This window comes from Streptomyces sp. NPDC085900 (assembly GCF_044540925.1).
Classification (GTDB): Bacteria; Actinomycetota; Actinomycetes; order Streptomycetales; family Streptomycetaceae; genus Streptomyces; species Streptomyces gilvifuscus.
In genome coordinates, this window is record NZ_JBITSP010000001.1 from 171,559 (window position 1) to 197,605 (window position 26,047).

Here is a 26,047-nt window from a genome sequence, read left to right on the forward strand (position 1 = left end):
GCAACGCTGTTGCCAAAGTGCAAGCGCCGAGGACAATCGAGGGTGTGAACCTTCTCGCCCTGCGCAGCCACAACACCGCACTCGTCCTCGACCTGCTGCGCACCGCCGGCACGGACGGCATCAGCCGGCTGGAGCTCGCCGAGCGCACCGCGCTGACCCCGCAGGCCGTCAGCAAGATCACGGCCCGGCTGCGGGCCGACGGGCTCGCGACGGAGGCGGGCCGCCGGGCCTCCACGGGCGGCAAGCCGCGGACGGTACTGCGGCTGGTGCCGGAGGCGGGACACGCCGTCGGCGTACACCTGGACCGCGACGAACTGCGCGCGGTCCGGGTCGATCTGATGGGAGCCGTGGTGGCGGAGCGGCGCAGGGCGGTGGATCTCGGGGTGGGCGCGGACGCGGTGGTGGAGACCGTGGCGCGGGAGGTGGGGGCGTTGCTGGGGCACGGGCCGGCAGGGGGCGAGGTCGCTTTCGAGGGCGGCCCGGCAGGGGGCGAGATGGCTTTTGAGGGCGGCCCGGCAGGGCGCGGGTCGAACGGGAGCGGACCGGCGGGGAGCGAGGTGGCCGCCGGTGGTGGCCTGGTGGGAGACGGGTCGGCCGGGGGCGGGGTGGCCGGGGACGGGCTGGGGGTGGGGATCGCTCTGCCCGGGCCCCTCGATCACGCCCACGGCGTTCTGCACCGCGTCACCGGGTTCCCCGAGTGGGACGGCTTTCCGTTGCGGGAGGTGCTGGAGCGGCGGCTCGGCGTGCCGGTCGTCGTGGACAAGGACACCAACGCGGCGGCGCTGGGGCTGGCGGTGGCGGGCGAGGCCGGTTCCTTCGCCTACCTGCACCTCGGCACCGGACTCGGGGCGGGGCTCGTCATCGGCGGGACCGTGCACCGCGGGACCCGTACCGGAGCGGGGGAGTTCGGGCACCAGGTGGTGCAGCTCGACGGGCCGCCGTGCGGCTGCGGCAACCGGGGCTGCGTGGAGGCGCTGTGCCTGGACGCCGTGGCGCGCGGCGACCTGGCCGGGGCCGCGCGGGTGCTCGGCGTCGGCGCCGGCAACCTGGCCGCCCTGCTCGACGTCGACCTCGTCCTGCTCGGCGGCCGTACCGTCGCCGCCGCGCCGGAGGAGTTCGTACGGGGCGTGGCCGCCGTCCTCGGCGAACGGGCCCGGCGCGCGGGCGAGGAGGCCGTACCCGTGCGGGTCGCCCCCGGCGGGGTCGCCGAAGGGGCCGCGCAGCTGGTACTGGGACCGGTGTTCGGGCGGACCGACGGCTGACGCGGCGGCGTGCGCCGATCGGGGGGACTTGCCCGGCCGTCCGGAGCGGCGGCCACCGTCGCCCGCACCCCACCGGCATGCTCATGTGCTTATGCGACTGTGCACGCCCCTGTCCCTCTGCCTTGCAGCAGCCGCCCTCCTGCCCACGGCGTCTCCCGCCTCCGCCGCTCCCACTTGCGCGAGCGGCCCGGACTTCCCCCTCACCACCCGTATCCACGACGCGCCCGACACCTATGAGGCCGGCGGCGCATACGGCACCTGGTACCTGGACCTCACCAACACCACCACCCGGACCTGCACGGCCGTCCACCCGGTCGTCGTGCTCGTCGACGACGACCGGACCCTGAAGCCGTCCCAGCCCCGCATGGAGTTCTACGACGGCTCGCGCCCCCACCCCGTCCGCTTCCGGGCCACCGACGAGGCGGAGCTCGTCGGCGCCTTCGACGACGGCTTCCCAGGCTTCACCGTCGGCCCCCGCCGGACCGTCACCGTGAAGGTGAGGCTCGCGCTGACCTCGGACGCCGTGGCCGACGAGGTCACCGCGAACGCGGCCGTCGTCCAGCGGCACGACGACGACGGCGACTGGATCGGCCAGTCCGACGACTACCGCTTCCGGGTCCGGCACGACGAGCCGACCGAGCCCGGCACCAGCACCCCCACGAGTACCGGTGCCAGTACGGGTACCAGCACCAGCACCAGCACCGGCACCGGCACCGCTCCGCCCGGGCGGCGCCGCGACGACCTCCCGTTCGCCGACGAACTCGCCCGGACGGGCATCGCCACCCCCCGTGCCGCCCTGGCCGCCACCGCCGCCCTCCTCCTCGCCGTCGGCGGGGCCCTCCTGCTGGCCCGCCGGTCACGGGGGCGCCGGTGAGACGCCCATTCCCTCAAGATCCGACCTCTGTTTAGGCTGGGCCCACGCAGCACCGCGTACATGCGTACGGCAGGAGACCCCGCACATGGCAGAACGCAGGCCCATCGAGTCGTGGCTCACCGACATGGACGGTGTGCTCATCCACGAGGGCGTACCGATCCCCGGTGCCGACGCCTTCCTGAAGAAGCTGCGCGAGTCCGGCAGGCCCTTCCTCGTCCTGACCAACAACTCCATCTACACCCCGCGCGACCTGCACGCCCGGCTGCGGCGCATGGGCCTGGACGTACCGGTCGAGTCCATCTGGACCTCCGCGCTGGCCACCGCCCAGTTCCTGGACGACCAGCGGCCGGGCGGCTCGGCGTACGTCATCGGGGAGGCGGGTCTGACCACCGCCCTGCACGACATCGGGTACATCCTCACCGACCACGAGCCGGACTACGTCGTCCTCGGCGAGACCCGTACGTACTCCTTCGAGGCCATGACGCAGGCGGTGCGGCTCATCCGCAACGGCGCCCGCTTCATCGCCACCAACCCGGACGAGACCGGCCCCTCCCACGAGGGCCCGCTCCCGGCGACCGGCGCCGTCGCCGCGCTGATCACCAAGGCGACCGGCAAGAAGCCGTACTTCGCGGGCAAGCCCAACCCGCTGATGATGCGCACCGGGCTCAACGCGATCGGGGCGCACTCCGAGACCAGCGCGATGATCGGCGACCGCATGGACACCGACGTGCTCGCCGGGATGGAGGCGGGGATGCAGACGTTCCTGGTCCTCACCGGGCTGACCGGGCCGGGACAGATCGAGGACTTCCCGTACCGGCCGTCCCACGTCGTCGACTCCATCGCGGACCTCGTCGAGCTGATCTGACGGCGGGGTACGACACGCGGGCAGTCGGCGCTGAAACCTTTCTGAACCCGTTTGGAGCAGTGCGGGCCCTGTTGAGGATGCGGGGCCGGGGTGTCCGGGGGAGCCTCCAGATATCTGGAGGTTTCACGATGGGCTCACTTCGCCTCACTCTCTGTGCAGGGCTCCTGGGTGCCTGCGCCCTCACCCCGGCGGCGTACGCGACGGACGGAGGAGGCGGCACCGTCTCGATGACCCCGTCGTCCCCGGCCGCCGGTGCCGACGTCGCCCTGCGGGTGACCGGGTGCACCGGGAAGACGGCCACCGCGGTCTCGAAGGCGTTCGTCGCCGACGCGCGCCTCGCGGGCGGCTCCGACGGAACCTTGGCCGGGGAGACCCGGGTCCGTTCCGCGGCCGAGCCCGGCGTCTACGACGTGAAGGTCAGCTGCGCCGACGTCGGGATCAAGGGCACGATCACGGTCGTGGCGAAGGGGACGCGCCCCTCCGCGCCGTCCTCGCCGATCGCCCCGGTCGACGCGGGCGGCGGCGGTACGGCCCACTTCGCCACCGTCGACACCCGTGCGACCGGCCCCGGCGCCGCGCACGCGGTCACGGGTCTGATCCTCGCCGGAGTCGCCGCGACCACCGTGGCGGTACTGAGCGCCCGCCGCCGCCGCGAGACGGAGTGACCGGCCCATGCCCGCACCCACCGGTGCACATGCCCCCGGCACCGCCCCACCCGCCACCCGGCTTCCGCTTCCACCGGCCGACCCCGCCGGACCACGCCCGGACGGTGCCTCGGGGACGGCTCCCCTTCCGGTACCGGCCCGCCCTCCCCACTCCCAGCCGCCCCCGCTGACGGGACGTCCCGCTCATGCGTGACGACTTCTCCGACAGCCGGTTCGATCGGCCGCGTTCCCGGGGGTCCGGGCGGCTGGTGACCGGTGGCGCCTGGGCGGTGTTGTTGCTCGGGCTGTGGCTGTGGGGGCGGGACGTGACCGAGGTGCGGCAGGGGATATCCGGACCGGCCACCGGTGACATGGCGGCGATCGGGCGGCCCCCGGCCGCGGAACTGCCGCCCGCCGCACGCCCGTTGGGCAACGCGCTGCCGCAGCGCCTCGACATCCCCGCCCTCGGGGTGCAGGCGCCGGTGGTGGCGCGCGGGCTGGACCCGGCGGGAGCGGTCGATCCGCCGCCGTTCGACCAGGCGGGCGTGGTCGGGTGGTACGCGGCCGGCGCCGAGCCCGGAGCCGCGGGAGCCGCCGTCATGGTGGGGCACGTCGACACCGAGACCCGGCCCGCCGTCTTCTACAAGCTCAGCACCCTCACACCGGGCCGGACCGTCCGCGTGGTCCGCGACGACGGCCGCGTCGCCGAGTTCACCGTCGACGACGTCCAGGTCCTCACCCGCGACCACTTCGACGCTCGGCAGGCCTACGGCGTCCACCGGCCGGGCCGCGCCGAACTGCGCCTGATCACCTGCGGCGGCACCTTCGACCCGGTCAGCCGCAGCTACACGGCGAACGTGGTCGTGTCGGCGTACCTCACCGGAACCGGCGCATGAGACCCGCAGGTACCTGGCCCGGTCGACGGCCCGCTCCCCCCGAAGCCGTCGACCGGGCTGGTCCTCGACCGCGCGCGCACGGGTTGCGGGAGTAACCCGGCGACCGGCGCGGGAGGTACGGAAGTTCCGGTGGTGACCGCCTGGGCGGGGGCCGGGGCCAGGTGAGAACACCCTAGAACGAATGAGCGCCGGATCCCAGAGGGTTATGACGCCAGGTTCCGCTCCGCTGGCTCTGTGTCATATGCGCTGGTGATTCGCCGTTCCACGACTCCGTCAGGAGTGTGTCGCTCCTGCGCGCGCCACATCTCGGCGTCGTGCGCGGCCCTCACCCGTCCGTGCTGTAACAGCTCCCCGACAAGGCTCGGGCGATCTCGTGGGCGGGGCGCCGCTATGTCAGGATTGAGACTTGGACCGGTGCACCCAAGGGGGAGTTGGATGTACGGCAGCAGGGGGGCTGGGTCGGGGTTCGCCTTCGGGGCCGCGATGAGGGCTTCCGCGGTGGCGCTGGGGGCGGCGCTGCTGGTGGCGGGGTGTTCCTCCGGCGGCGGTGACGGCAAGGACGGCGACGCCGGCGCCAGGATCACCCAACAGCCCAAGGACAGCGACCCGTTCTGGGTCAACCCGGACGGCAACGCGGCCCGCCAGGTCACCGCGTACGCCAAGGCGGGCAAGGACACCGAGGCCGAGCGGATCAGGAAGATCGCCGAGCAGCCGACCGGTGAGTGGATCGGCCCGGAGAACCCGGAGCAGGAGGCCAGAGGCTTCACCGAGGCCGCCGACAAGGCCGGCCGCACGGCCCTGCTCGTGCTCTACGACATCCCGCACCGCGACTGCGGCCAGTACTCCCAGGGCGGCGCCGCCGACGGCAACGCCTACCGCGCCTGGATCGACGGGGTGACCGCGGGCATCGAGGACCGCCCGGCGATGGTGATCCTGGAACCCGACGCCGTACTGCACCTGGTGGACGGCTGCACGCCGGGCCAGTTCCAGGAGGAGCGCTACGCCCTTCTCAACTACGCCATCTCCAAGCTGAAGTCGCTGAAGTCCACCAGGGTCTACCTGGACGCGGGCAACGCCGGCTGGGGCCACCCCGACCAGATCTTCCAGCCCCTCCAGCGCGCGGGCATCGCCCAGGCCGACGGCTTCTCGGTCAACGTCTCCAACTTCTACTCGACGAAGGACTCCATCGCCTACGGCAAGCAGCTCTCCGCCAAGGTCGGCGGCAAGCACTTCGTCATCGACACCAGCCGCAACGGCAACGGCCCGTACACGGGTGGGAAGCCCGACGAGAACTGGTGCAACCCGCCGGGCCGGGCGCTCGGGGAGACACCGACGACCAGGACCGCCGACCCCCTGGTGGACGCCTACCTGTGGGTCAAGCGGCCGGGGGAGTCGGACGGCACCTGCCGGGGCGGCCCGGCGGCCGGGCAGTGGTGGGCGAGTTACGCACTCGCCCTCGCCAAGGCCGCCGAGTAGCCGCCCGCTACGGCACCTTGACCCACTGCGCCTTGCTCGGCGTGCCCTGGTCGTCGTCCACGAACAGCATGTACCAGCCGGCGGTGACCAGGTTCCGGTTCTTGGGCACGGTCACCGTCACCTTGTCGCCCGACGTCTTGAAGTCCAGGGCGATCGACCGCTGGTCGACGTCGGTCACGTGGGTCGACACACTGGGCCGGATGAGCCGCACCTTCTTGATCGCGGAGGCCTGCGGTGAGGTGAACGTCCCTGTCCCGCCCCGCGCGATCGTCTGCGGTCCGCCGGACAGCGACGGCCGGGAGTCCCGGTACAGATAGGGCGGCGTGTAGATCTCGATCCGCTGCTCGAACTTGCCGGGCTTGGTGTTGGCCTTGTCGCCGTACAGCGAGTCGGAGCCGAAGAACATCACGCGGCCGTCCGGCAGCAGGATCGACCCGGAGTGGTAGTTGCGCCCCACCAGCGGGTCGGCCACCCGGTCGAAGGTGTTGCTGTCCGGGTGGTAGAGCCTGGCCTGCAGGATGTTGGAGTCGCCGCGCCCGCGGTAGTCCTGCGAGCCGCCCGACACCAGCACCGAGTCGTCCGGCAGGATCGACGACTGCGGATACCGCGTGCCCTTCTCCAGCGTCGGCCCGTCCGTGAACTTCGGGTTCTGGTCCTTCAGGTCGATCAGCCGCGTCCTGTTGCTGGACAGCTTGGACTCGCCGACCCCGCCACCGCCGATCACCAGGAACTTCTCGTTCTGCGCCGGCGGCAGCAGCACGGTCCCCGAGGTCTCCATCTCATTGGCGTCGCTGAGCCCGGGCAGCTTGGTGAACTTGTTGGTGGCGACGTCCCAGATGCCCGGGTCACGGCCGACGTTGTCCGGCCCGTAGCCGGCGTTCGAACCCGAGTAGAAGATCTTGCCGTTCTGCATCAGGAACAGCGCCGGGTAGGTCGGGAACTGCCGGATCCTCGACGTGTACGTCCACGTCTTCGTCTTCGGGTCGAAGATCTCGTTCTTGCCCGGCACCAGCTGGCCGATGTCGTCGAGCCCGGAGACGCTGAGGATCCTGCCGTCGCTCAGCGTGGTGAGCGTCGGATACCAGCGGGCCTCGTTCATCGGGTCGACCTTGATGTACTTCTCGGCGACCGGGTCGAACTCGAAGGCGTCCCGGATTCCCTGGAAGTCCTTCTTGTCGAGGGCGAGCTTCTGCGCGATGCCGTACGTGTTGCGCGCCGCGGCACCGGTCAGGCCCTGGATGCGGTAGTTGTCCTGGGTGCCGGTCTCGTACTTGGTGCCGCTCTTCTTCGCCTCGACGTAGATCCGGCCGAGCCCGGGGTCGTTGCGCAGGAACCTGCCGGTCGCCTTGTCGAAGACCTTCTTCGCGCGCGGCACGAGCACCGGGTCCTTGGACACGAAGGTCTTGCCGTTCTCCTTGCCGGTGAACACGGTCCCCGCCGGCAGCGTGATCGGCTTGTCCGGGTTCTCGTTGTGGACCACCATCAGGCCGCCGGCCTTGGTGACGTCACCCTTCAGCTTCTCGTACCGCTTGGTGCCGCCCGCGATCAGCAGATTGCCGTTGGCGAGCTGGGTGTGCCCGGTGCAGAACAGGTCCTTCGGCGTCGGGATCTTCTTGATCGTGCCCTTGACCGGGTCCCAGATGCGGGTGTCGAACTTCTTGGCGTTGAAGTTGTCCTGGTTGTTGCCCGAGCCGGCGATCATCAGCACCTTGCCGGTGCGCAGGAGCGCCGCGTGGATGGTGTCCTGGCGGTACTCCTTGGGGAACTCGACGATCTGCCAGTGGCCGTTGTCCGCTTTGTACTCGGGTTTGTTGATCTGGTACTGGTGATACTTCGCCGTCCCGAAGCGGTACAGCCACGGACCGTTCATCCCGGCCAGCGCCAGCACCACCGCCGTCCCGATGGCGAGTCTGCGGGCGCGGCGGTGGCCTGCACGGTCGTTCATTCCTTACGTCCCCCGAATCCACCGAGCGCGATCTGCATCGTCTGGTCGTTTCCCGCCTCCGAGGCGCCGTCTGCGGCGGCCCAGGTGGGCTTGTGCCCGGTGCCGTGCGGCGGTGTCGCCTGCCGCTCCGGCAGCGGCCGCGGCTGGTACGGCACGGCGGGCGGCGCGTCCTGCGGCTCCGCGTACACGGGAACCGGTTCCTTCTTCGCCTTCCGCAGCGAGTACCGCCAGGCGAAGATCGGTGACGCGGTGATCAGCAGGGCGAACGTGGCCCAGGTGATCATCGCCGGGTGCGAGTGCCCCAGCGCGAAACCGGCAGCGATCGAGCCGCCGAAGACCAGGATGAAGAACAGGTGGATGCGGAAGGTCCCGAACAGCGTGTCCGGGCTGGCCGAGTCGCCCTTGGGCGTCACCACGAACTTGCTCTTGCGCCGCAGCACCGCGTCCATCAGCGAGCGGGCGTAGATCGGCGCCGACAGCGCCGACATCACCATGCCCGCCACACCGCCGGAGCCCTCGGGCTCGTGAGGGGAGACGTTGTGCCGGCGGTTCCAGACGTACAGGCCGATCTGCAGCGCGGAGGCGTTGCCGTACAGCATCAGCCACACGGTCGGGTCGATGTTCACACCCGACGCGCCCAGGCCCAGGAACAGCGCGCAACTCAGCGCCGCCAGGATCCAGTTGAGGGCCGACATCGGGTAGAAGATGATCATCATCGTGTAGTTGAAGAGCTTGCCCGGAGGCAGGGAGAACCAGCCCTTCCAGTACTGCTTGAGGATCGTCTCGTACGTCCCCCGCGACCAGCGCAGCTGCTGTGTGAAGAAGTCCGTCCAGGCACCCGGGCCCTCACCGACGGCGAGCACGTCCGGCGTGTAGACCGAGCGCCACTTCTTCCCCGTCGCCGGGTTCTTGTGGCGGTGGATCTCGAAGCCGGTCGCCATGTCCTCGGTGATCGAGTCGTACAGACCGCCGATCTGCTTCAGCGCCTTGATGCGTACGGCGTTCGACGTACCGACGAACATGGGGGCGCCGTAGAAGTTTCCGGCCCGCTGGATGAGGGCGTGGAAGAGGAACTGCTGGGACTCGGCCGCCTTGGTGATGGGGTTGTCGTAGTTGCCGTACACCTGCGGGCCGATGACGAAGCCGACGTCCGGGTCGCGGAAGAAGCCGAGCATCCGCTCCAGGTAGTTGGGCAGCGGCACGTGGTCGGTGTCGACGGAGGCGAAGTAGTCGTAGTCGTCGCCGTGCGCCTGGAGCCAGGAGTTGTAGTTGCCGTGCTTGGTCTTGGCGCGGAACGGGCCCTTCTTCTGGTTCCACTGCTCGACGCCCTTGCGGGAGAAGTGGTGCACGCCGAGCCGCTCGCAGACCGCCTTGACCTCGTCGTCGTCGCCCTCGTCCAGGAGCCAGATGTGCAGAAGGCCCCGGTGGCGCAGCCGTACGGCCGCCTCCAGGGTCTTCGTGACCATCTCCAGGGGTTCCTTGCCGGGCACGTACGTCGTGATGAACGCGACTCTCGTGCCGGTCTCCGGCACCACCGGGATCGGGTCGCGGGCGACCAGGGTGGCGTGCGCGTTGGACAGCACGTTCATGCAGCGGAAGAACTCGATCAGACCGATCGAGACGAGCATCACGACGTCCAGCACCGGCAGGAAGTCGAACGCCGGGTAGTCGCGTTCGGTCCAGTGCTCCGGCTGCAGCAGCCAGGCCAGCAGGACCAGGGACAGCAGCGGGGCCGCGCCCAGCATCAGGGCGGCCCTTATCCGGTGCGGCTCCTGCGAGAGCAGTGAGCGGTACTGCACCTTGTAGGGCTTGTCCGGGTCGGGCTGGGTGAGGGGGCCGGCCAGCCGGCTGTAGTGCTCGTAGTCGTATCTCGGCAGGGTCTTCTTGATCCGCCGGAACTGGCCCGTGGTGCTGTTCCGGTGCGGATCCACTCTCAGCTGGGTGGTTTCGGACGGGTCGAAGTTATGCCGGGCGCCCGTCGGCGTCGACGTCATGAGTCATCCCCCCACACGCGTGTGAGCGCGTGTCGTGTCGTTTCCTTACCACCCGTGAACGGTCCCCCTCGACCCCTCACAGGCGTGTCAGCGGCGGGCCGCGGCCACCACACTCTCCACATCCGTAGACATGGAACCGCGCCCTTCCGGTTGCATGATGCCCCCCTCGGCACCGGCTCGTGAACAGGGCCCCCTATCCCCGCAGAACGCCGCAACCGCTTACTAGTCCCCCAACTGCGGCGTATCCGCCGCATCTTGGAAAACAGGGTTCTACGGCGTTCAGCATGATCGCAAGATGCGAAACGCGCTGTTTACCGGTCATACGCGTTCATTGCGGTGTGTGTGGGGGGCTTGTGGACCAGTGGTGGACAGCCGTGCGCGCAGGTTGCCGAAGTGCTCTCTTATGGCCTCCTCCGCCCGTACCGAGTCCCCGGACCGCACCGCGTCGAGGATGTCCCGGTGCTGTGCGCAGGTGACCTTGTGGTCGGGCGGAGCGCCTCCCAGGTCCGTGTGCACACGGTGGAAGGCGTCCCAGAACGCCTCCAGGACCTCGCCCAGCAACACGTTGTCCAGACCCCGGTAGAGGGTGGCGTGAAACGCGCGGTCGGTCTCGGCGAGGCCGGCACCTCCCTGTGCGGCCTCCCGTTCCATACGGTCCACGAGCGTGTCGAGTTCAACGAGGTCCCGTTCCGGGATCCGCCCCGCGAGCCGCGACACCAGCCCCGTCTCCACCGCCTCGCGCAGCTCCAGCAGCTGCAGCAGGGAGTTCTCGCCGCGGTGGTGGCCGGCCACCGTGCGGAAGGCCAGGCCCTCGATCATCGGGGCCAGCGACATCGGACCGACGTACGTCCCGAAGCCGTGCCGGATCTCCACGATGCCCATCGCCTGCAGCGCCTTGAGCGCCTCGCGCACCGAGTTCCGGCTCGCGCCGAGGAACTCCATCAGCTCGGGCTCGGTCGGCAGCGGGGCCCCGGAGGGCAGCCTGCGGTCGATGATGAGCTTCTTGATCCGCTCCTGGAGGTCTCGGGCTGCCATGGCGAGAGGGTATCCGGCCAAACAGGGCGAGGTCCCGGTTCCGGTCATGCGAAAAGCCCCCCACTGCCGTGGAGGGCTTTCGTCGTCGTGCGCCGCCAGGGACTCGAACCCCGGACCCGCTGATTAAGAGTCAGCTGCTCTAACCAACTGAGCTAGCGGCGCCTGCTGACGTCGTAACTCTACCCGATCTCCAGGGGTGCTCCGGACCGCGGGCCGGCGCAGGGGCCGGGGGGAGGGTGAGGGGCGTTACGTCATTCGGACCGTCAGAATGCGCGCGCGGACGACAGTTGGGAAACTGATCGATGTGCACGAGTGCGGAGATTTCGGCCTGCAGTGTGAGGGGAATCGCATGGAGACTCCGGTATTCGAGGAATTCGATCCCGCGAGCGACTGCGACTGCCCCGGATGCCTGCACTGGCGCCGGGTGCTTTCCCCTTCCAAGGCGTTCCACCACCCCGCCGCCGGCCTCCGTTCCCGGCTGCGCCCGGGCGGGGGGACCACCGGGACGGTGATCGTCGCGGCGGCCGCCGCTGCCCTCGGCGCCGGGTGCGCGGTACCCGCCGTCGCTGCCCCGCACGCACCCCCGGGGCCGGGCGTTCCCGCAGGTGACGCGGGCGACGAGCCCACCACCCCGCAGGGCGGAAAGGCCCCGCTGCACGGTCCGGGCGGCAGGCCCGTCAAGCCGGCGCAGACGCTCAGGACGCCCACGACCACCCGCGCGGAGATCATCAACCGGGCCAAGAAATGGGTCGCCGCCGAGGTGCCGTACAGCATGACGGACTACTGGTCCGACGGTTACCGGCAGGACTGCTCGGGCTTCGTCTCGATGGCCTGGAACCTGCCGGGAAACGAATGGACGGGCAGCCTCGACAAGTACGGCGACCGGATTCCCAAGGACGCCCTGGAACCCGGCGACATTCTGCTGTTCCACAATCCGGCGAACCCGGAGAACGGCTCGCACGTCGTCATTTTCGGCGGCTGGACCGACTACACGCACACCTACTACATCGCCTACGAGGAGACCCGCCCGCACGCCCGCCGGCAGGCCACCCCGTACGCCTACTGGAGCCACTCGGACCAGTACGTCCCCTACCGCTACAAGGGGCTCGCGGCGGACGCGGGCGACACGGGAACGGGCTCGACGCCGGTCACTCCGGCCTCCTCGGACCACCCCGCCACGGTGTTCCCCGGAGCGGGGTACTTCGGCCCCGGAGCCGACAACAAGTACGTCACCCAGCTCGGTCAGATGCTCGTGGCGCGTGGCGCCGCCCGCTTCTACACCTCGGGTCCCGGCCCGCGCTGGTCCGACGCCGACCGGCGGGCCACCCAGGCCTTCCAGCTGGCCCAGGGCTGGCAGGGCGCGGACGCCGACGGGCTGCCGGGGCCGCAGACCTGGGCGCTGCTGGTGACGGGGAAGGGCAAGAGCGTGCCGGCGGCGCCGGGCACGACCCCGGTTGGCGGCACGGGCACGGTTCCGTCGACGGGAGCCGCGGGACCGCCTGCCTCCCACGGGGTGCCCGGCTACCCGGGACGCGCGATGTTCCGGCCGGGCGCCGACAACAAGTACGTCACCCAGCTCGGGAAGCAGCTGGTGAAGAAGGGGTTCGGCAATTACTACACGACGGGTCCGGGTCCGCGTTGGGGCGAGGCGGACCGCCGTAACGTCGAGGCCTTCCAGCGCGCCCAGGGCTGGCGGGGCGGCGCCGCGGACGGCTTTCCGGGGCCGGAGACCTGGAGGCGCCTGTTCTCCTGAGCCGTTCGGCTGTGACCACCTGTTGTGATCCACCCGTGGTGACCCATCTGTTGTGACGCATCTGGCGCGGAGGCTGGAGGCACGCATGAGCACGACGACCACTTCACCGACCCCTGATTCCGAGGGGCCCAGCAGACCCGGACCCACCCGCCTCATCCAGAACGAGGCGACCATGGAGATCCCCGTCCACCTGCTCTTCCGTGACGACCCCGACCCGGCGCCGGTGCCGGTGCGCCCCGCGGTCGTCGGCCGCCGGCAGGGTACCGGCGAACAGCCGCGCCTGCGCCGCCCGGCACCCGTGAGGCCCCGCCCGGCCCCGCAGGTCGACCCCGAACTGGCCGAACGCCCGGCCAGGGTGCTGCCCGGCGCGGCGGGCGTGCTCGCCGGGGCGTGCGGGCTGGCCGGCTGTCTGGCGAACTCCTGGTGGGCGGGCGTCCTGCCGCCGCTCGCGGTGGAGGCGCTGCGGCTGCCGGCGTACGCGGGTGCCGGTCTCGGCCCCGCGCAGTGGGCCGCGTACGCGGGTGCCGGCACCCTCGGCCTGTTCGGCTTCGGCGGTCTGGCGCGCGGGCGCACCGGGCGGGCCTGGGTGCTCGGGCTGTTCGGCCGCTACCGGGGAACGGTCCGGCGCACCGGCCTGATGTGGGTCAACCCGCTGCTGCTGCGCCGCCGGGTCGACGTACGGCTGCGGCACTGGCGGAGCGAGCCGATGCCGGCGGCCGACGGCAACGGGGTGGCGCTCCGGGTCGTCGTGCTGGTGGTGTGGCGGGTGCGGGACACCGCGCGGGCGGTGCTGGGCGTCGAGGACCACGAGACGTATCTGCGCGAGTGCGTGGAGGCGGGGCTGGTGCGGGTGCCGGTGGAGATGCCCGGCGGGCCGCGGGACTCGGTCGAGGCGGCCGGGGACGCGTTGACCCGGGTGGTCGCGGCGGACGCGGCGCCGGTCGGGCTGGAGGTGTTCTCGGTCCGTCCGGTGCGCATCGAGTACGCCCCCGAGGTCGCCGCCGCGATGCACCGCCGCCGTATCGCCGCGCTGGACGCCCAGCACCGGGCGACCGTGCTGACGTCGGTGGTGGACTCGGTGGAGGACACGGTGACCCGGCTGACCGTGCGCGGACTGGTCGAACTGGACGACTACGAACGCAAGGCACTGGTGAAGGATCTGACGGTCGCCTTCTGCGCCGGACGCGGAGAACAGACGCCGTGAATGGTATGGACATGGTCAACCCACGGCAATAATCTGGGACTTGGTCTAGACCTGCACCCCTCACGGAACTTCCCCCACGTTCTCCAGGAGCGGCAGCATGCGCAGAAAGACCAAGTTCTACGGGGCCGTGGTGGGCCTCGCGACCACCGGAGCACTCGTGCTGTCCACCGGCGGCGCCAGCGGCCACGGCTACACCGACCTCCCCATCAGCAGGCAGAAGCTCTGCGCCAACGGCACGGTGACCAACTGCGGCGACATCCAGTACGAGCCGCAGAGCGTCGAGGGCCCCAAGGGCTTCCCGGCGTCCGGACCGGCCGACGGCGCGATCTGCTCCGGCGGCAACACCCGCTTCGCCCAGCTCGACAGCCCGAAGACGCCGTCCGGCGGCGCCTGGCCCACCACCAGGGTGACGGGCGGCCAGAGCTACACCTTCCGCTGGCAGTTCACCGCCATGCACGCCACGACCGACTTCAAGTACTACGTCACCAGGCAGGGCTGGAACCAGAACCACAACCTGGCCCGCTCCGACCTCAACACCACACCGTTCCTGACCGTCCCCTACGGCGGTCAGCGTCCCCCCTCCACCCTCTCGCACAGCGGCACCCTGCCGTCCGGGCTCAGCGGACGTCATGTGATCGTCGCCGTGTGGACGATCGCCGACACGGGCAACGCGTTCTACGCCTGCTCGGACGTCACGTTCTGAGGGTTCCTTGAGCCAATCACCCGGCCGGCGTGGGTAGGTTCCTGCCACGCCGGCCGTCCGAGGCCGGCGTTTCGACCTCGGGGGATGCACATGGAAGCGTTCTTCTACGCCGTGCCCGCACTCATGATCGCCGTCGCGCTCGCCGCCCTGATCGCCGTGCTGCGCCGCGCCCGGCAGATCAGCGGCGCCTGGAACAGCGGGCTCACCGCCGAGGCGCGGTGCCTGAACACCTACACCACGACCAGCGGAGGCGGCGGCGACACCTCCGCGACCACGACGCTGCACCACGTCTACGAGTTCACCACCCGCGAGGGCCGCGCCGTCCGCTTCGAGGAGCACAACGGGCCGGGGACGATCGTCACCGGCGACATCGTCACCGTGCGCTACACCGCTGAGCACCCGGAGCGCGCCACGGCGAAGCCGCCCCGGCCCGGCCGGCTGCTCGCCGAACAGGGCTGCGTGCTGGCCTTCTTCGGCGTGTTCATCGCCTTCTGCCTCTTCTTCATGCTCGTCGTGCACGTGGGCTTCAGTGCGGCGAACGAGGTCATGCCGTAGCACTCCACATCTGACGATCCGTCAACTACCGTGCGCCGCCATGGAGACCAGTGAGGCGAAGAGGCGCACGGTCGCCGAGCTCGTGGCCGAGCGGTGGGGCGACCACCGTCCCGGCCTGTGGTGCGAGGACCAGGTGCTCACCCACCACGAGTTCGCCGCCGGTGCCGCCGCCCGGGCGGCCCTGCTGGCCGACCTCCTGCCGCCCGGCGCCGAACCGCACGTGGGCGTGCTGCTCGACAACACCCCGGAGTACCCGCTGTGGCTGGCGGCCGCGGCCCTCGCCGGGGGCGCCGTCGCCGGCATCAACCCCACCCGCCGCGGCCCGGAGCTGGCCCGCGACATCCTGCACACCGAGTGCCGGATCCTCGTCACCGAGCACACCCGCCTCCCGCTCCTCACCGGCCTCGAACTCCCGGATGTACGTGTGCTCTTGACGGACGGCGAGGAGTACGCCGACCTCCTCGCCCCGTATACGACCGCCGTGCCGGACCCGTCCCGCGCGTGTCCCGAGGACCGCCTGCTCCTCTACTTCACCTCCGGCTCCACCGGCGCCCCCAAGGCCGCGATCTGCACCCAGGGCCGGCTCACCGCCGCCGGGGCCTCCCTGGTCGGCCAGTTCGGGGTGCGGCGCGAGGACGTGCACTACGTCTGCATGCCGATGTTCCACGGCAACGCCGTGATCGCCGACTGGGCGCCCGCGCTGGTGGCCGGGGCGGGGGTGGCGCTGCGGCGGCGGTTCTCCGCCTCCGCCTTCCTGCCGGACGTACGGAAGTTCGGGGCGACGTACTTCACCTACGTCGGTCGGGCCGTGCAGTACGTCCTGGCGACGGAGGAGCGCGACGACGACCGCGACAACCCGCTGCGGCTCGGCTTCGGCACGGAGGCGGGGGCCGTGGACGCGGCGGCCTTCGAGCGACGGTTCGGGGTGCGGCTGGTGGAGGGGTACGGGTCCTCGGAGGGCGGGGCGGCGATCCAGTGGTCGCCGGGGACGCCGGCCGGGGCGGTGGGACGGGCGGGGCCCGGTCTCGTCGTGCTCGACCGGGAGACGGGGCGGGAGTGCGGGACGGCCCGGTTCGACGAGGAGGGGCGGCTGCTCAACGGGGACGAGGCGATAGGGGAACTGGTCAACCGCGGTCCGAACCCCTTCGAGGGGTACTGGCGCAACCCCGCGGCGGAGGCCGAGCGGCGCCGGGGAGGCGCCTACTGGACCGGTGACCTCTTCTACCGGGACGACGACGGATACCTGTACTTCGCCGGCCGCACCGACGACCGCATCCGCGTCGACGGCGAGAACCTGGCCGCGGCGATGATCGAGAACATCCTCGCCCGCTACGAGGGCGCCGACGCCGTCGCCGTGTACGCGGTGCCCGACCCCGTCACCGGCGACCAGGTGATGGCGACGATCGCCGGGAGCTTCGAGCCGGCGGCCTTCGCCGCCTTCCTGGCCGCCCAGCCGGATCTCGGCACGAAGATGGCGCCCCGGTTCGTGCGGGTGGTGGAGCGGATGCCGGTCACCGCCACCAACAAGATCCACCGGGCCGGGCTCAGGCGTGAGGGCTTCCGGTGCCCCGAGCCGGTGTGGTGGCGGCCGCCGGGGGAGCGGACCTACCGGAGACTGACCGCCGAAAACGCCGATGGGCCCCTCGCTCCCACGAGAGACCCATCGGTCTGGTGCGCCGCCAGGGACTCGAACCCCGGACCCGCTGATTAAGAGTCAGCTGCTCTAACCAACTGAGCTAGCGGCGCATGACTCTCACCAACCACTTGACCTGGGGGCCTGTGGTCGGCGACGAAGAAAATACTACCCGGTCCCGGGGGGTGCTTCGGACCGCCCCCCGGGAGGGCGGAAGGTCTAGATCGTCAGGGACAGCAGCACGGGGGCCGCGTTCCGGTTGAGGGTGTCCGCGGCCCGGCGCAGGCGGTGGGCGTGCTCCACCGGCAGGGACAGCGCCAGGCATCCCACCGCCGACCCGGCCGTGATCGGTACGGCCGCGCAGACCGTGCCGATCGCGTACTCCTGGAGGTCCAGGTGGGGCACGGAGGGCGGCTGGGACTCCAGCCGGGACAGCAGCATGCGGTCGCTGGTGATGGTGCGCGAGGTGAGCCTCGGCAGCTTGTGGCGGGCGAGGTGGTCGCGCCGGCCGGCCAGGTCGAGCTGGCCGAGCAGGCTCTTGCCGATCGCGGTGGCGTGGGCCGAGTAGCGGAAGTCCACCCACTCGTTGACCACCGGGGTGGTCGGGCCGTCCGCGTACTGGGCGATCTTCACCTCGCCGTCGACGTACCGGCTGAGGTAGACGGCCGCGCCCACGGAGTCGCGCAGCCGGTCCAGCGTGCGCTGGATCTTGTCGCGCAGCGCCTTCTCGCGGCCCTGCGCGGAGCCGAGGCGGCTGAGGGCGTCGCCTGAGATGTACCCCCCGTCGGTGATCTGCTCCACGTATCCCTCGCGGCGCAGCATCCTCAGGAGGGTGGTCAGCCGCTCCGGGTCGAGGTTGGTGTGCCGGACGAGCTCGGTGTCGTTGATTCCGGTCGTGTGCCGTGCCACCGTCTCCAGGACGCGCAGGGCGTCCTGGGCCGAGTGGTACGGCGCGGTCGGCTCGTGCTTCAGCGCCACGGTGTTCCCCCTGCGCTCGCTCGGTAGCTCCGCGACGCCGGTCTGTAAGCGTCGCTCCACAACTGGGCCGTACTCCTGGACAGCGAATCAGTTCCACGATAACGGCCAAGAACCGTGTTGGGAGCGGCTGTTGACCAGATTTCGCGGGCAGCCGACGGCTCCGAACAGGGGCGCAGATCCTCTGGCATATGCCAGAGCCATGGCCCGGAGCCCGGACCTCGGAAGTTGAACCGCGTTCAACTTCCGAAGCCGAAGCGTTCACGCCGAAAACGCTCTCACCCTTCACGCGGCCTCCCGCGGTCGGTCACAGGACCGCGCTCAGGAACTGCCGGGTGCGCTCGTGGTCGGGTTCGCTGAACATCTTCTCCGGGGAGCCGGACTCGATCACCCGGCCCGCGTCGAACATGAGGACGTCGTCGGAGATGTCTCGCGCGAAGTTCATCTCGTGGGTGACGCACAGCATCGTGATGTCCGTCGTGTGCGCGATGTCGCGCAGGACGTCCAGCACCCCGGCCACCAGCTCCGGGTCGAGCGCGGACGTCACTTCGTCCAGCAGCAGCACCTGCGGGCGCATGGCCAGGGCGCGGGCGATGGCGACGCGCTGCTGCTGGCCGCCGGACAGCTGGGTCGGGTACTTGTCGGCGTGCTCGGTCAGGCCGACCAGCTCCAGCAGCTCGCGGGCCCGCGCCTCCGCCTCGTCCGCGGACAGGCCGAGGACGTGGACCGGGGCCTCGGTGATGTTCCGCATCACCTTCATGTTGGGGAACAGGTTGAACTGCTGGAAGACCATGCCGATCTTCTTGCGGACCTCGCGCACGTGCTTCTCGCCGGCCGGGACGAGCCCGCCGCCTCGCTCCTCGTGTGTGAGGTAGTCGCCGTCGACCTTGATCGTGCCCTCGTCGGGCCTGGTCAGGGTCATCAGCAGCCGCAGGATCGTGGTCTTGCCCGATCCGGACGGGCCGATGAGGGTGACGTGCTTGCCGGAGGAGACCGTGAAGTCGAGGGAGTCGAGGACGGTGTTGGCGCCGAAGCGCTTGGTGACCTTGTCGAAGCGGATCAGCTCGCTGCCGTCCACCGCGGGGTTGGCCGCCGTGAGCGCGGCGCTTTCCTTCGAGAGGTTGCTGTCAGCGGACAAGACGACGCTCCAGGACTCGCAGGAGAAGGGATGCCGGGTAGGAGATGACGATGAAGGCGATGCCGACGATCGTGATGGGCTCGACCGTGTGGAAGGTCTGGGCGGAGTACTGCCGCGCCTCGCCCAGCATCTCCAGCACACCGATCACGAAGATCATCGGCGTGTCCTTGAGCATCGCGACGACGTAGTTGCCCAGCGCCGGCGCCACGCGCCTGACCGCCTGCGGCAGGATCACCGCGAACCAGGTGCGCGGGCGGGGCAGGCTCAGCGCGGTGGCCGCCTCCCACTGGCCCGCGGGCACGCCGTCGATGCCGGCGCGGTAGACCTCGGCGGTGTACGTCGAGTAGTGCAGGCCAAGGCCGATCACGCCGGTGGTGAGCGCGGAGAGCGTGAGCCCCCATTCGGGCAGCACGTAGAAGAGGAAGAACAGCTGCACCAGCAGCGGGGTGTTGCGGACGAACTCGGTGACCGCCGTCACCGGCCAGCGCACGGCGGCGTGCTCCGAGCGCTGCAGCACCGCCCACACCAGGCCCAGGGTGAAGGCGAGCAGGGCGCCGAGCGCCAGTGCCTCCAGGGTGATCAGCAGACCGTGCCAGAACATCGGCATGAAGTCGCCGACGGCGTTCCAGTCCCATGTCATCGGGCACCTCCCGCGGTGGTCGCGCCGGAGCGCGCGAGGTCGTCGGTGCGGCCGCCGCTCATCCGGGTCCGTAGGCCCTCGCGCCGCTGCGGGGCGCGGCCGACACTCGCCTTGGCGTGCCGCTCCACCAGGCGCATGCCGCGGGTGAGGACGAACGCCAGCACGAAGTACATGACGAGGATGACCGTGTAGACGGGCGCGCTCTGGCCGGTGGCGTTGCGTACCAGCGAGGCGCCGAAGGCGATGTCGCCGACGCCCATGATCGAGACCAGCGCGCTGCCCTTGAGCAGCTCGATGAGCAGGTTGTTGAACGGCGGGACCATCTCCGGCCATGCCTGCGGCAGGATGATCTTGCGCAGCTGCTGGGCGGGCGTGAAGCTGAGCGCGATGCCCGCCTCACGCTGGGCCGGTGCCACCGCCTGGACCGCGCCACGCACCACCTCCGAGCCGTACGCGCCGTAGCTCAGGCCCAGGGCCAGCACCGCGGCCCACATCGGCACCAGCTGCCAGCCGAAGCCGATCGGCAGTACGAAGAAGATCCAGAACATCAGGATCAGCGCGGAGGTGCCGCGGAAGATCTCGAAGTACGCGCCGGACAGGAAGCGCACGATCCACAGGCGGTGGGTGCGCGCCAGCCCGATGACGAAGGCCACCGCGGCGGCGAGCGCGGCGCTGAAGACGGTGAGCTGGACGGTGATCCAGGCGCCGTTGAGGAGGAGTTTCCACAAACCCCAGCTGATTTCGCTCATGGCTTGCACTTCTCCTTGGCGGTGATGGTCGTCATCTGGTCCTTCGTGAATCCGAAGGGCCGCATGACCTCCAGCAGTTCACCGCTCCGCTTCATCTTGTGCAGTTCGCGGTTGAAGGCGTCGCGGAGATGCGTCTCGGGGCTGCGGAAGGCGAAGGCGCCGACGTCGACGACCGGCTTCCCGTCCATGTACGGGGTGACTTCCGGCGTCCCCTCGACCTGCGTGGAGCCGGTCTCCTTCACGACGTTGCGCACGGTGACCGCGGTGCCGACGAAGACGTCGACGCGGCCCTGCTCGACCGCGAGGAGACCGGCCAGTTGGTCCGGCAGGGTCGTGATGTGCCGGACCCCGGCCTCCTTGGCGTAGTCGATCTCCGCGTAGCCGACACCGGTGGCCATCCGGGCGCCCGTCCTGGCGATGTCCTTGTAGGTGCGCAGGTTCTTCGGGTTCCCCTTGGGCACGATGAAGGCGTCGCGCATCTGGTACTCGGGGTCGGCGAAGATGACCTGGCCGCAGCGTTCCGGCGTGATGTACATGCCGGCCGCGACGCAGTCGAACTGAAGGGAGTTCAGGCCGGTGATGAGCGAGCCGAACTCGGTGGCGAACGGCTCGACCCGTTCGACGCCGAGCCGCTTGAATATGCGCTCGGCGATGGCGGGCGCCGAGCCCGTCATCTTGCCGTCCTTGCCGATGTAGCCGTAGGGCTGCTCGCCGGCCAGGCCCAGCCGGACCACGCCTTTCGCCCGCAGTTGTTCCAGCAGATGCCCGCCGTCGCCGGTGTCTGCTGTCGCAACTCTGCTGCACGCGCTGGTCGCGCCCGCCACGCCGAGCGCCGCTACCCCCGCGAGCAGCGAGCGGCGGGGGATGCCTTTCACCTCGTGGGTTCTTGTGTCGTTTGCTTGTTTCTTCCCCTGTGGTGGAGCCATGGGCGCGCGTCTACCCAAGCGGATTGCACCTATGCCGGTCGTTTGCGGCCGTTCACGGCCGACGCGAGCCACGCTGACGGTGTCGTACCAGAACCTTCACGGTTCCCTTACGGGGGTGAACGGCGAGGGTGTGCCGATGCTTCACATGAGGTCACGCGTGGCCACCTCCCGTGCGGGCAGCATGACGGCTGAGAGCAGAGGTCGACAGGAGGGCACATGGCCGACCGTCACATCGAAGTCTCCCTGGACAAGCGGGGCGTCAGCTGCACGGCGAAACTCCTCGACGAACGCGCGCCCCGCACCTGCGCGGCGGTGTGGGACGCCCTTCCGCTGGGCGGCGACGTCTACCACGCCAAGTACGCGCGCAACGAGATCTACGCCCTCTTCCCGCCGTTCGCCGACCGGGAACCGCCCCTGGAGAACCCGACCGTCACTCCCATCCCCGGCGATCTGTGCTACTTCTCCTTCGCCGGTACGGAACTGGGCACCAAGGCCTACGGCTACGACCGCGAGGTCCGCGCGGGCACGACCGTGGTCGACCTGGCCCTGTTCTACGAGCGCAACAACCTGCTGCTCAACGCCGACGTCGGCTGGGTGCCCGGCATCGTCTGGGGCCAGGTCGTCGAGGGCCTGGAGGCGATGGCCGAGGCCTGCAACGACCTGTGGCGCTCGGGAGCGGCGGGCGAGACCCTCAGCTTCCGGCGCCGCTGACCCCGGACTCGCACAGCGCGTGCGCCGCCCGCAGCACCAGGTCGTCCCGGTGCCGGGCGGCCACCAGCTGCAGGCCGACCGGCAGCCCGTCCGCGTCCGTGCCGACGGGCAGCGTCGCCGCCGGCTGCTGCGTCATGTTGAACGGGTACGTGAACGGCGTCCACCCCGTCCAGCGCCGGTGCCCCGAGCCCTTCGGGACCTCCGCGCCCGCCTCGAACGCCGTGATCGGCAGGGTGGGGGTGACGAGGAGGTCGTAGGAGTCGTGGAAGCGGCCCATGCGGCGGCCGAGTTCCATGCGGACGTCCACCGCGGCGAGGTAGTCCAGCGCGGAGAACCGGGCCCCCGTCGCACAGATCTCCCTGAGCCCGGGGTCCAGCGACTCCCGCTGCAGCGGGCCGAGTTGCGAGGTCACCCGGGCCGCCCCCGAGAACCACAGGGTGTGGAAGGCGTCCACCGGGTCGGCGAAGTCGGGGTCGGCCTCGGTGACGTACGCGCCGAGTTCCGCCAGCCGCTCCACCCCGCGCCGCACCGCGGCGGCCACCGCGGGCCGTACGGCCACCTGCCCGCCGAGCGTCGGCGAGTACGCCACGCGCAGCCCCCGGACCCCGCCCGCCAGCCCCGCCGAGAACGACCCCGGGGCCGGGCCGAGCGCCGACCAGTCGCGGGAGTCCGGCACCCCGATCACGTCGAGCAGCAGCGCCGCGTCCGCCGCGTCCCGGGTCATCGGGCCCACGTGCGACAGCGTGCCGAAGGCGCTCGCGGGGTAGAGCGGGACGCGGCCGTAGGTCGGCTTCAGCGCGAAGATGCCGCAGAAGGCCGCCGGGATACGGACACTGCCGCCGCCGTCCGTGCCGAGGGCCAGGGGACCCGCGCCGAGGGCCACCGCGGCCGCCGCGCCGCCACTGGAGCCGCCGGCCGTACGGGACGGGTCGTGCGGGTTGCGGGTCACCCCCGACAGCGGTGAGTCCGTCACGCCCTTCCAGCCGAACTCCGGCGTCGTCGTCTTGCCGACGAACACCGCGCCGTGCTCGCGCAACCGGGCGACGGAAGGCGCGTCCTCCTCCCAACCGCCCTTCTCGGAAATGGTTTTGGAACCCCTCAGAGTGGGGGCGCCGCGCAGCAGGATGATGTCCTTCACGGTCGTCGGGACCCCGTCGACCAAGCCCCTCGGCTCGCCGCGCCGCCAGCGTTCCGTCGACTCCCGGGCCTGCGCGAGCGCCTGCTCGGGCAACAGCCGTACGAACGCGTTCACCTCCGGCTGGATCCGCTCCGCCCTCTCCAGTACGGCCAGGGTGGCCTCCTCCGGACTGAACTCGCCCTTGCGATAGCCCTCCACGAGTCGTGCGGCGGTCAGTCCCGTGAGGTCGGGGTCCGTCATCTGCCCTCCATCGCTTAGCGGTTCAGCGTCCCGGTACGTACCCGCGTTTCTTGTCGACCACGTTCAGCAGCGGTCTGCCCGCCTCCCAGCGCTCCCACAACTCGACGAACTGAGTACCGAGCTGATCGCGCCAGCCGACGGTGTCGCCGCTCATGTGCGGGGACACGATCAGGCCCGGGGCCTCCCACAACGGGCTGTCGGGCGCGAGGGGTTCGTGCTCGAAGACGTCCAGCGCGGCGCCCGCGATCCACCGCTTGGCCAGCGCCTCCGTCAGGGCGTCCTCGACCACCAGACCGCCCCGCCCGATGTTGATGAAGCGGGCCGAGGGCTGCATCACCCCGAACCGGCGCGCGTCGAACATGCCGTACGTCTGCTCGGTGAGCGGCGCCGCCGCGATCACCCAGTCGGCGCGGGCGATCAGCCGGTCGAGGTCCTCGGGGCCGTGGATACCGGTGTGCGGGGTGCGCCCGACGATCGCCGTCGTCACGTCGAGCGCCTTCAGCAGCCGGGCGATCGTACGGCCGATGGGCCCCGAACCGACCACCACCGCGCGTGTGCCCGCCACCCGCTGGGTCTCCCGGTGCCGCCAGGTGCGCTCCCGCTGCAGCTCCCAGGTGCGCGGCAACTCCTTCGCCATGGACAGCACGAGGGCGAGGACGTACTCGGCGATCGGCTGGTCGAAGACACCGCGCGCGTTGGTCACCACCGTGTCGGACGCGGCGAGTTCCGGACACATCAGATGGTCCACGCCCGCGCTCGCCGTGTGCACCCAGCGCGGCCGCGGGCCTTCACCCGGCCAGGCGTCCCGCACCGCCCGGGAGGTGAAGTCCCAGACCAGCAGCACGTCCGCGTGCGGCAGCCGCTCGGCGAGCGTGGCGCCGTCGGCGTGCTCGACACGGGCCCGGCCGGTGAGCCTGCCGAGGCGGGGGAGGGGGTCGGCGTCCAGGACCAGAAGGGTGGGGACAGTCATGCAGGAAGGCTCGATTCCGGTGGGTGGCGGCCGTCTGACATGCGAGGTTTGACCACGCTCGCACCCGAACCTACCTTCGTCAACACGGGCGTGCGCACGGTCCGTTGCCCACCCCTTTCTCACAGTGAGGGCGGTGCCCGTCATGGATGTCTCCTTCCTCGGCGGACCGCGGCCGCAACGCGGCGTCGGAGTCGTGGCACCCTTCGACTTCGCGCTGGACCGCGAGCTGTGGCGCTGGGTCCCCGACGACGTCTCGCTGCATCTGACGCGGACGCCGTACGTGCCGGTCGAGGTGAGTCTCGACCTGGCCCGGCTGGTCAGCGAGCACGAGACGCTGGACGACGCGGTGCGCACGCTGACCGCGGTCTCGCCCGAGGTCGTCGCCTACGCCTGCACCTCGGGCAGTTTCGTCGGCGGGAGCGCCGGCGAGCGGGCGATGTGCGCGGCGATGACCCGCGCCGGCGCGGTGCCCTCGGTCACCACCTCGGGCGCGCTCCTCGAGGCGCTGGCGGCGCTCGGAGCGCACCGGGTGGCGCTGGTGACCCCGTACACCATGTCGGTCACGAGCGCGCTGGAGGAGTACGTGGCCGAGGCCGGCGTCACCGTCGCCGGATGCGCGTTCATGGGCCTGACCAGGCACATCTGGAAAGTGCCGTACCGCGAGGTGGCGGCCATGGCCCGCAAGGCCGTACGCGGCGGCGGGCGGCGCGGCGCGGACGCGCTGTTCATCAGCTGCACCAACCTGCCGACCTACGACGTCATCCCCCAGCTGGAGGCCGAACTGCGCATGCCGGTGATCTCGGCCAACCAAGTGACGATGTGGGCGGCGCTCGCCCGAATGGGTACTCGGGCGACGGGGCCTTATCAGGCGCTGATCGATCCGGCGGCGCGCTCGGGTCCCGTACTGCCGGAACTTCCGGACGGTGAACAACAGCAGGAAGGCATGGCATGACCGCACTCGGATTCCTCTACCCCGGCCACTCCGCCGAGGACGACTACCCGCGCATCGAGCAGCTGCTCGGCAGCGACATCCGCCTCGACGTCATCCACACCGAGATCGGCGAGGACGCGCACCGCGTGGACGCCCTGCGGCGGATGGGCTCGGCCGAGCGGCTCGCGGCGGGTGTCGAGGAACTGCGCATGGCGGGCGCCGAGTCCGTGGTCTGGGCCTGCACCAGCGGCAGCTTCGTCTACGGCTGGGAGGGCGCCCACGAGCAGGTGCGCGGCCTCGCCGTCGCCGCCGGGATGCCGGCCTCCTCGACGTCGTTCGCCTTCGTCAACGCGCTGCGGGAGCTGAAGGCCCACCGGGTGGCGGTCGGCGCGACCTACCCCGAGGACGTGGCCGGCCTCTTCGCGGACTTCCTGCGGGCGGGTGGCGTCGAGGTGACGCACGTCCACGGCGCCGGGATCGTCACCGCGGCCGAGGTCGGCACCTGGGGCGAGGCGGAGGTCCTGGCGCTGGCCCGGGAGGCCGACCGCCCCGACGCCGACGCCCTCCTCCTGCCCGACACGGCCCTGCACACCGCGGCCCACGTCCAGACCCTGGAGAAGGAACTGGGCAAGCCGGTCCTCACCGCCAACCAGGTCACGGTCTGGGAGGGCCTGCGGCTGGCCGACCGGCGGGTGAACGCGCCGCGGCTGGGCGCGCTTTTCACCAGGGAGCCGATCGTGCAGGCGTGAGCCGCGCCCCCCGGGGAATAAACGGAGAGTGCCTCCTGTTA

Annotated in this window: 23 protein-coding genes, 2 tRNA genes and 1 pseudogene; 14 read left to right on the forward strand and 12 right to left on the reverse strand. The window is 70.9% G+C overall.

The window, feature by feature from the left end; translation table 11 throughout:
* Positions 1–17: 17 nt before the first annotated feature.
* The 6 genes from ACIGDI_RS00760 to ACIGDI_RS00785 all read left to right on the forward strand — a co-directional run bounded on the left by ACIGDI_RS00760 (position 18) and on the right by ACIGDI_RS00785 (position 6,017).
* Complete coding sequence (locus ACIGDI_RS00760) at positions 18–1,262, forward strand: ROK family protein (protein WP_399888558.1); 1,245 nt, start codon at positions 18–20, stop codon at positions 1,260–1,262.
* Positions 1,263–1,353: 91 nt separating this feature from the next.
* Positions 1,354–2,136: a hypothetical protein gene (locus tag ACIGDI_RS00765; protein WP_399888561.1), complete on the forward strand. Its 783-nt coding sequence runs from the start codon at positions 1,354–1,356 to the stop codon at positions 2,134–2,136.
* 85 nt (positions 2,137–2,221) lie between these two features.
* Complete coding sequence (locus ACIGDI_RS00770; protein ID WP_200705901.1) at positions 2,222–3,001, forward strand: HAD-IIA family hydrolase; 780 nt, start codon at positions 2,222–2,224, stop codon at positions 2,999–3,001.
* Between the two features lie 128 nt (positions 3,002–3,129).
* Positions 3,130–3,666 (forward strand): hypothetical protein, encoded by a 537-nt coding sequence (locus ACIGDI_RS00775; protein ID WP_399888564.1) that lies wholly within the window; start codon positions 3,130–3,132, stop codon positions 3,664–3,666.
* Between the two features lie 185 nt (positions 3,667–3,851).
* On the forward strand, positions 3,852–4,541 hold the full coding sequence (locus ACIGDI_RS00780; RefSeq protein WP_399888567.1) for a class F sortase: 690 nt from the start codon (positions 3,852–3,854) through the stop codon (positions 4,539–4,541).
* Between the two features lie 435 nt (positions 4,542–4,976).
* The gene (locus ACIGDI_RS00785) at positions 4,977–6,017 is read left to right on the forward strand and encodes a glycoside hydrolase family 6 protein (protein ID WP_399888570.1); all 1,041 of its coding nucleotides are present in this window, start codon (positions 4,977–4,979) and stop codon (positions 6,015–6,017) included.
* Between the two features lie 7 nt (positions 6,018–6,024).
* Here the strand turns inward: ACIGDI_RS00785 and ACIGDI_RS00790 are convergent, their stop codons facing one another.
* The 4 genes from ACIGDI_RS00790 to ACIGDI_RS00805 form a co-directional block, all read right to left on the reverse strand.
* Complete coding sequence (locus ACIGDI_RS00790; RefSeq protein ID WP_399888573.1) at positions 6,025–7,962, reverse strand: galactose oxidase-like domain-containing protein; 1,938 nt, start codon at positions 7,960–7,962, stop codon at positions 6,025–6,027.
* A complete protein-coding gene (locus tag ACIGDI_RS00795; protein WP_399888576.1) occupies positions 7,959–9,956 on the reverse strand; it encodes a glycosyltransferase family 2 protein in 1,998 nt (665 codons plus the stop codon). Before ACIGDI_RS00795 ends, ACIGDI_RS00790 begins: the two co-directional genes overlap by 4 nt.
* A 318-nt stretch (positions 9,957–10,274) precedes the next feature.
* The gene (locus ACIGDI_RS00800) at positions 10,275–10,991 is read right to left on the reverse strand and encodes a FadR/GntR family transcriptional regulator (protein WP_399888579.1); all 717 of its coding nucleotides are present in this window, start codon (positions 10,989–10,991) and stop codon (positions 10,275–10,277) included.
* A gap of 88 nt (positions 10,992–11,079) precedes the next feature.
* Positions 11,080–11,153, reverse strand: a tRNA-Lys gene (locus tag ACIGDI_RS00805).
* A gap of 187 nt (positions 11,154–11,340) precedes the next feature.
* Between ACIGDI_RS00805 and ACIGDI_RS00810 the strand changes: the two genes are divergently transcribed.
* From ACIGDI_RS00810 to ACIGDI_RS00830, 5 genes and pseudogenes are all read left to right on the forward strand, one after another.
* Complete coding sequence (locus ACIGDI_RS00810; protein ID WP_399888581.1) at positions 11,341–12,744, forward strand: peptidoglycan-binding protein; 1,404 nt, start codon at positions 11,341–11,343, stop codon at positions 12,742–12,744.
* A gap of 85 nt (positions 12,745–12,829) precedes the next feature.
* Positions 12,830–13,948 carry an SPFH domain-containing protein gene (locus ACIGDI_RS00815; RefSeq protein ID WP_399888584.1) on the forward strand — a complete coding sequence of 373 codons (1,119 nt, stop codon included), beginning with the start codon at positions 12,830–12,832 and terminating at the stop codon, positions 13,946–13,948.
* Positions 13,949–14,045: 97 nt separating this feature from the next.
* On the forward strand, positions 14,046–14,651 hold the full coding sequence (locus ACIGDI_RS00820) for a lytic polysaccharide monooxygenase (RefSeq protein WP_200703178.1): 606 nt from the start codon (positions 14,046–14,048) through the stop codon (positions 14,649–14,651).
* A 90-nt stretch (positions 14,652–14,741) separates the two neighbouring features.
* The gene (locus tag ACIGDI_RS00825; protein ID WP_399888588.1) at positions 14,742–15,206 is read left to right on the forward strand and encodes a DUF3592 domain-containing protein; all 465 of its coding nucleotides are present in this window, start codon (positions 14,742–14,744) and stop codon (positions 15,204–15,206) included.
* A gap of 40 nt (positions 15,207–15,246) precedes the next feature.
* Positions 15,247–16,913, forward strand: a pseudogene (locus ACIGDI_RS00830) (AMP-binding protein).
* Here the strand turns inward: ACIGDI_RS00830 and ACIGDI_RS00835 are convergent.
* The 6 genes from ACIGDI_RS00835 to ehuB all read right to left on the reverse strand — a co-directional run bounded on the left by ACIGDI_RS00835 (position 16,876) and on the right by ehuB (position 21,267).
* Positions 16,876–16,952, reverse strand: a tRNA-Lys gene (locus ACIGDI_RS00835). The pseudogene ACIGDI_RS00830 and the gene ACIGDI_RS00835 sit on opposite strands and share 38 nt — an antisense overlap.
* Positions 16,953–17,058: 106 nt before the next feature.
* Complete coding sequence (locus ACIGDI_RS00840) at positions 17,059–17,817, reverse strand: IclR family transcriptional regulator (RefSeq protein ID WP_399888591.1); 759 nt, start codon at positions 17,815–17,817, stop codon at positions 17,059–17,061.
* A 304-nt stretch (positions 17,818–18,121) separates the two neighbouring features.
* Positions 18,122–18,892, reverse strand: coding sequence for an ectoine/hydroxyectoine ABC transporter ATP-binding protein EhuA (gene ehuA, locus ACIGDI_RS00845; RefSeq protein WP_399890433.1), 771 nt, complete (start codon positions 18,890–18,892; stop codon positions 18,122–18,124).
* A 49-nt stretch (positions 18,893–18,941) separates the two neighbouring features.
* Positions 18,942–19,592, reverse strand: a complete 651-nt coding sequence (ehuD, locus tag ACIGDI_RS00850) for an ectoine/hydroxyectoine ABC transporter permease subunit EhuD (RefSeq protein ID WP_200703174.1) — start codon at positions 19,590–19,592, stop codon at positions 18,942–18,944.
* Complete coding sequence (gene ehuC / locus ACIGDI_RS00855) at positions 19,589–20,341, reverse strand: ectoine/hydroxyectoine ABC transporter permease subunit EhuC (RefSeq protein ID WP_399888594.1); 753 nt, start codon at positions 20,339–20,341, stop codon at positions 19,589–19,591. The genes ehuD and ehuC overlap by 4 nt, the downstream gene beginning before the upstream one ends.
* Positions 20,338–21,267 carry an ectoine/hydroxyectoine ABC transporter substrate-binding protein EhuB gene (gene ehuB / locus ACIGDI_RS00860; protein WP_399888597.1) on the reverse strand — a complete coding sequence of 310 codons (930 nt, stop codon included), beginning with the start codon at positions 21,265–21,267 and terminating at the stop codon, positions 20,338–20,340. The genes ehuC and ehuB overlap by 4 nt, the downstream gene beginning before the upstream one ends.
* Positions 21,268–21,483: 216 nt before the next feature.
* Here ehuB and ACIGDI_RS00865 point away from each other — a divergent pair, with 216 nt between their 5' ends.
* A complete protein-coding gene (locus tag ACIGDI_RS00865) occupies positions 21,484–21,978 on the forward strand; it encodes a DUF3830 family protein (protein ID WP_272174156.1) in 495 nt (164 codons plus the stop codon).
* Here the strand turns inward: ACIGDI_RS00865 and ACIGDI_RS00870 are convergent.
* Both ACIGDI_RS00870 and ACIGDI_RS00875 read right to left on the reverse strand, forming a co-directional pair.
* Positions 21,959–23,356 (reverse strand): amidase, encoded by a 1,398-nt coding sequence (locus tag ACIGDI_RS00870; RefSeq protein WP_399888600.1) that lies wholly within the window; start codon positions 23,354–23,356, stop codon positions 21,959–21,961. The two genes, ACIGDI_RS00865 and ACIGDI_RS00870, sit on opposite strands and share 20 nt — an antisense overlap.
* A gap of 22 nt (positions 23,357–23,378) precedes the next feature.
* Positions 23,379–24,326, reverse strand: coding sequence for a D-2-hydroxyacid dehydrogenase (locus ACIGDI_RS00875; protein WP_399888603.1), 948 nt, complete (start codon positions 24,324–24,326; stop codon positions 23,379–23,381).
* Between the two features lie 142 nt (positions 24,327–24,468).
* Here ACIGDI_RS00875 and ACIGDI_RS00880 point away from each other — a divergent pair, with 142 nt between their 5' ends.
* Together ACIGDI_RS00880 and ACIGDI_RS00885 are read left to right on the forward strand one after the other, a co-directional pair.
* Complete coding sequence (locus tag ACIGDI_RS00880) at positions 24,469–25,278, forward strand: aspartate/glutamate racemase family protein (RefSeq protein ID WP_399890436.1); 810 nt, start codon at positions 24,469–24,471, stop codon at positions 25,276–25,278.
* A complete protein-coding gene (locus ACIGDI_RS00885; RefSeq protein ID WP_399888607.1) occupies positions 25,275–26,006 on the forward strand; it encodes a decarboxylase in 732 nt (243 codons plus the stop codon). The genes ACIGDI_RS00880 and ACIGDI_RS00885 overlap by 4 nt, the downstream gene beginning before the upstream one ends.
* Positions 26,007–26,047: the final 41 nt, after the last annotated feature.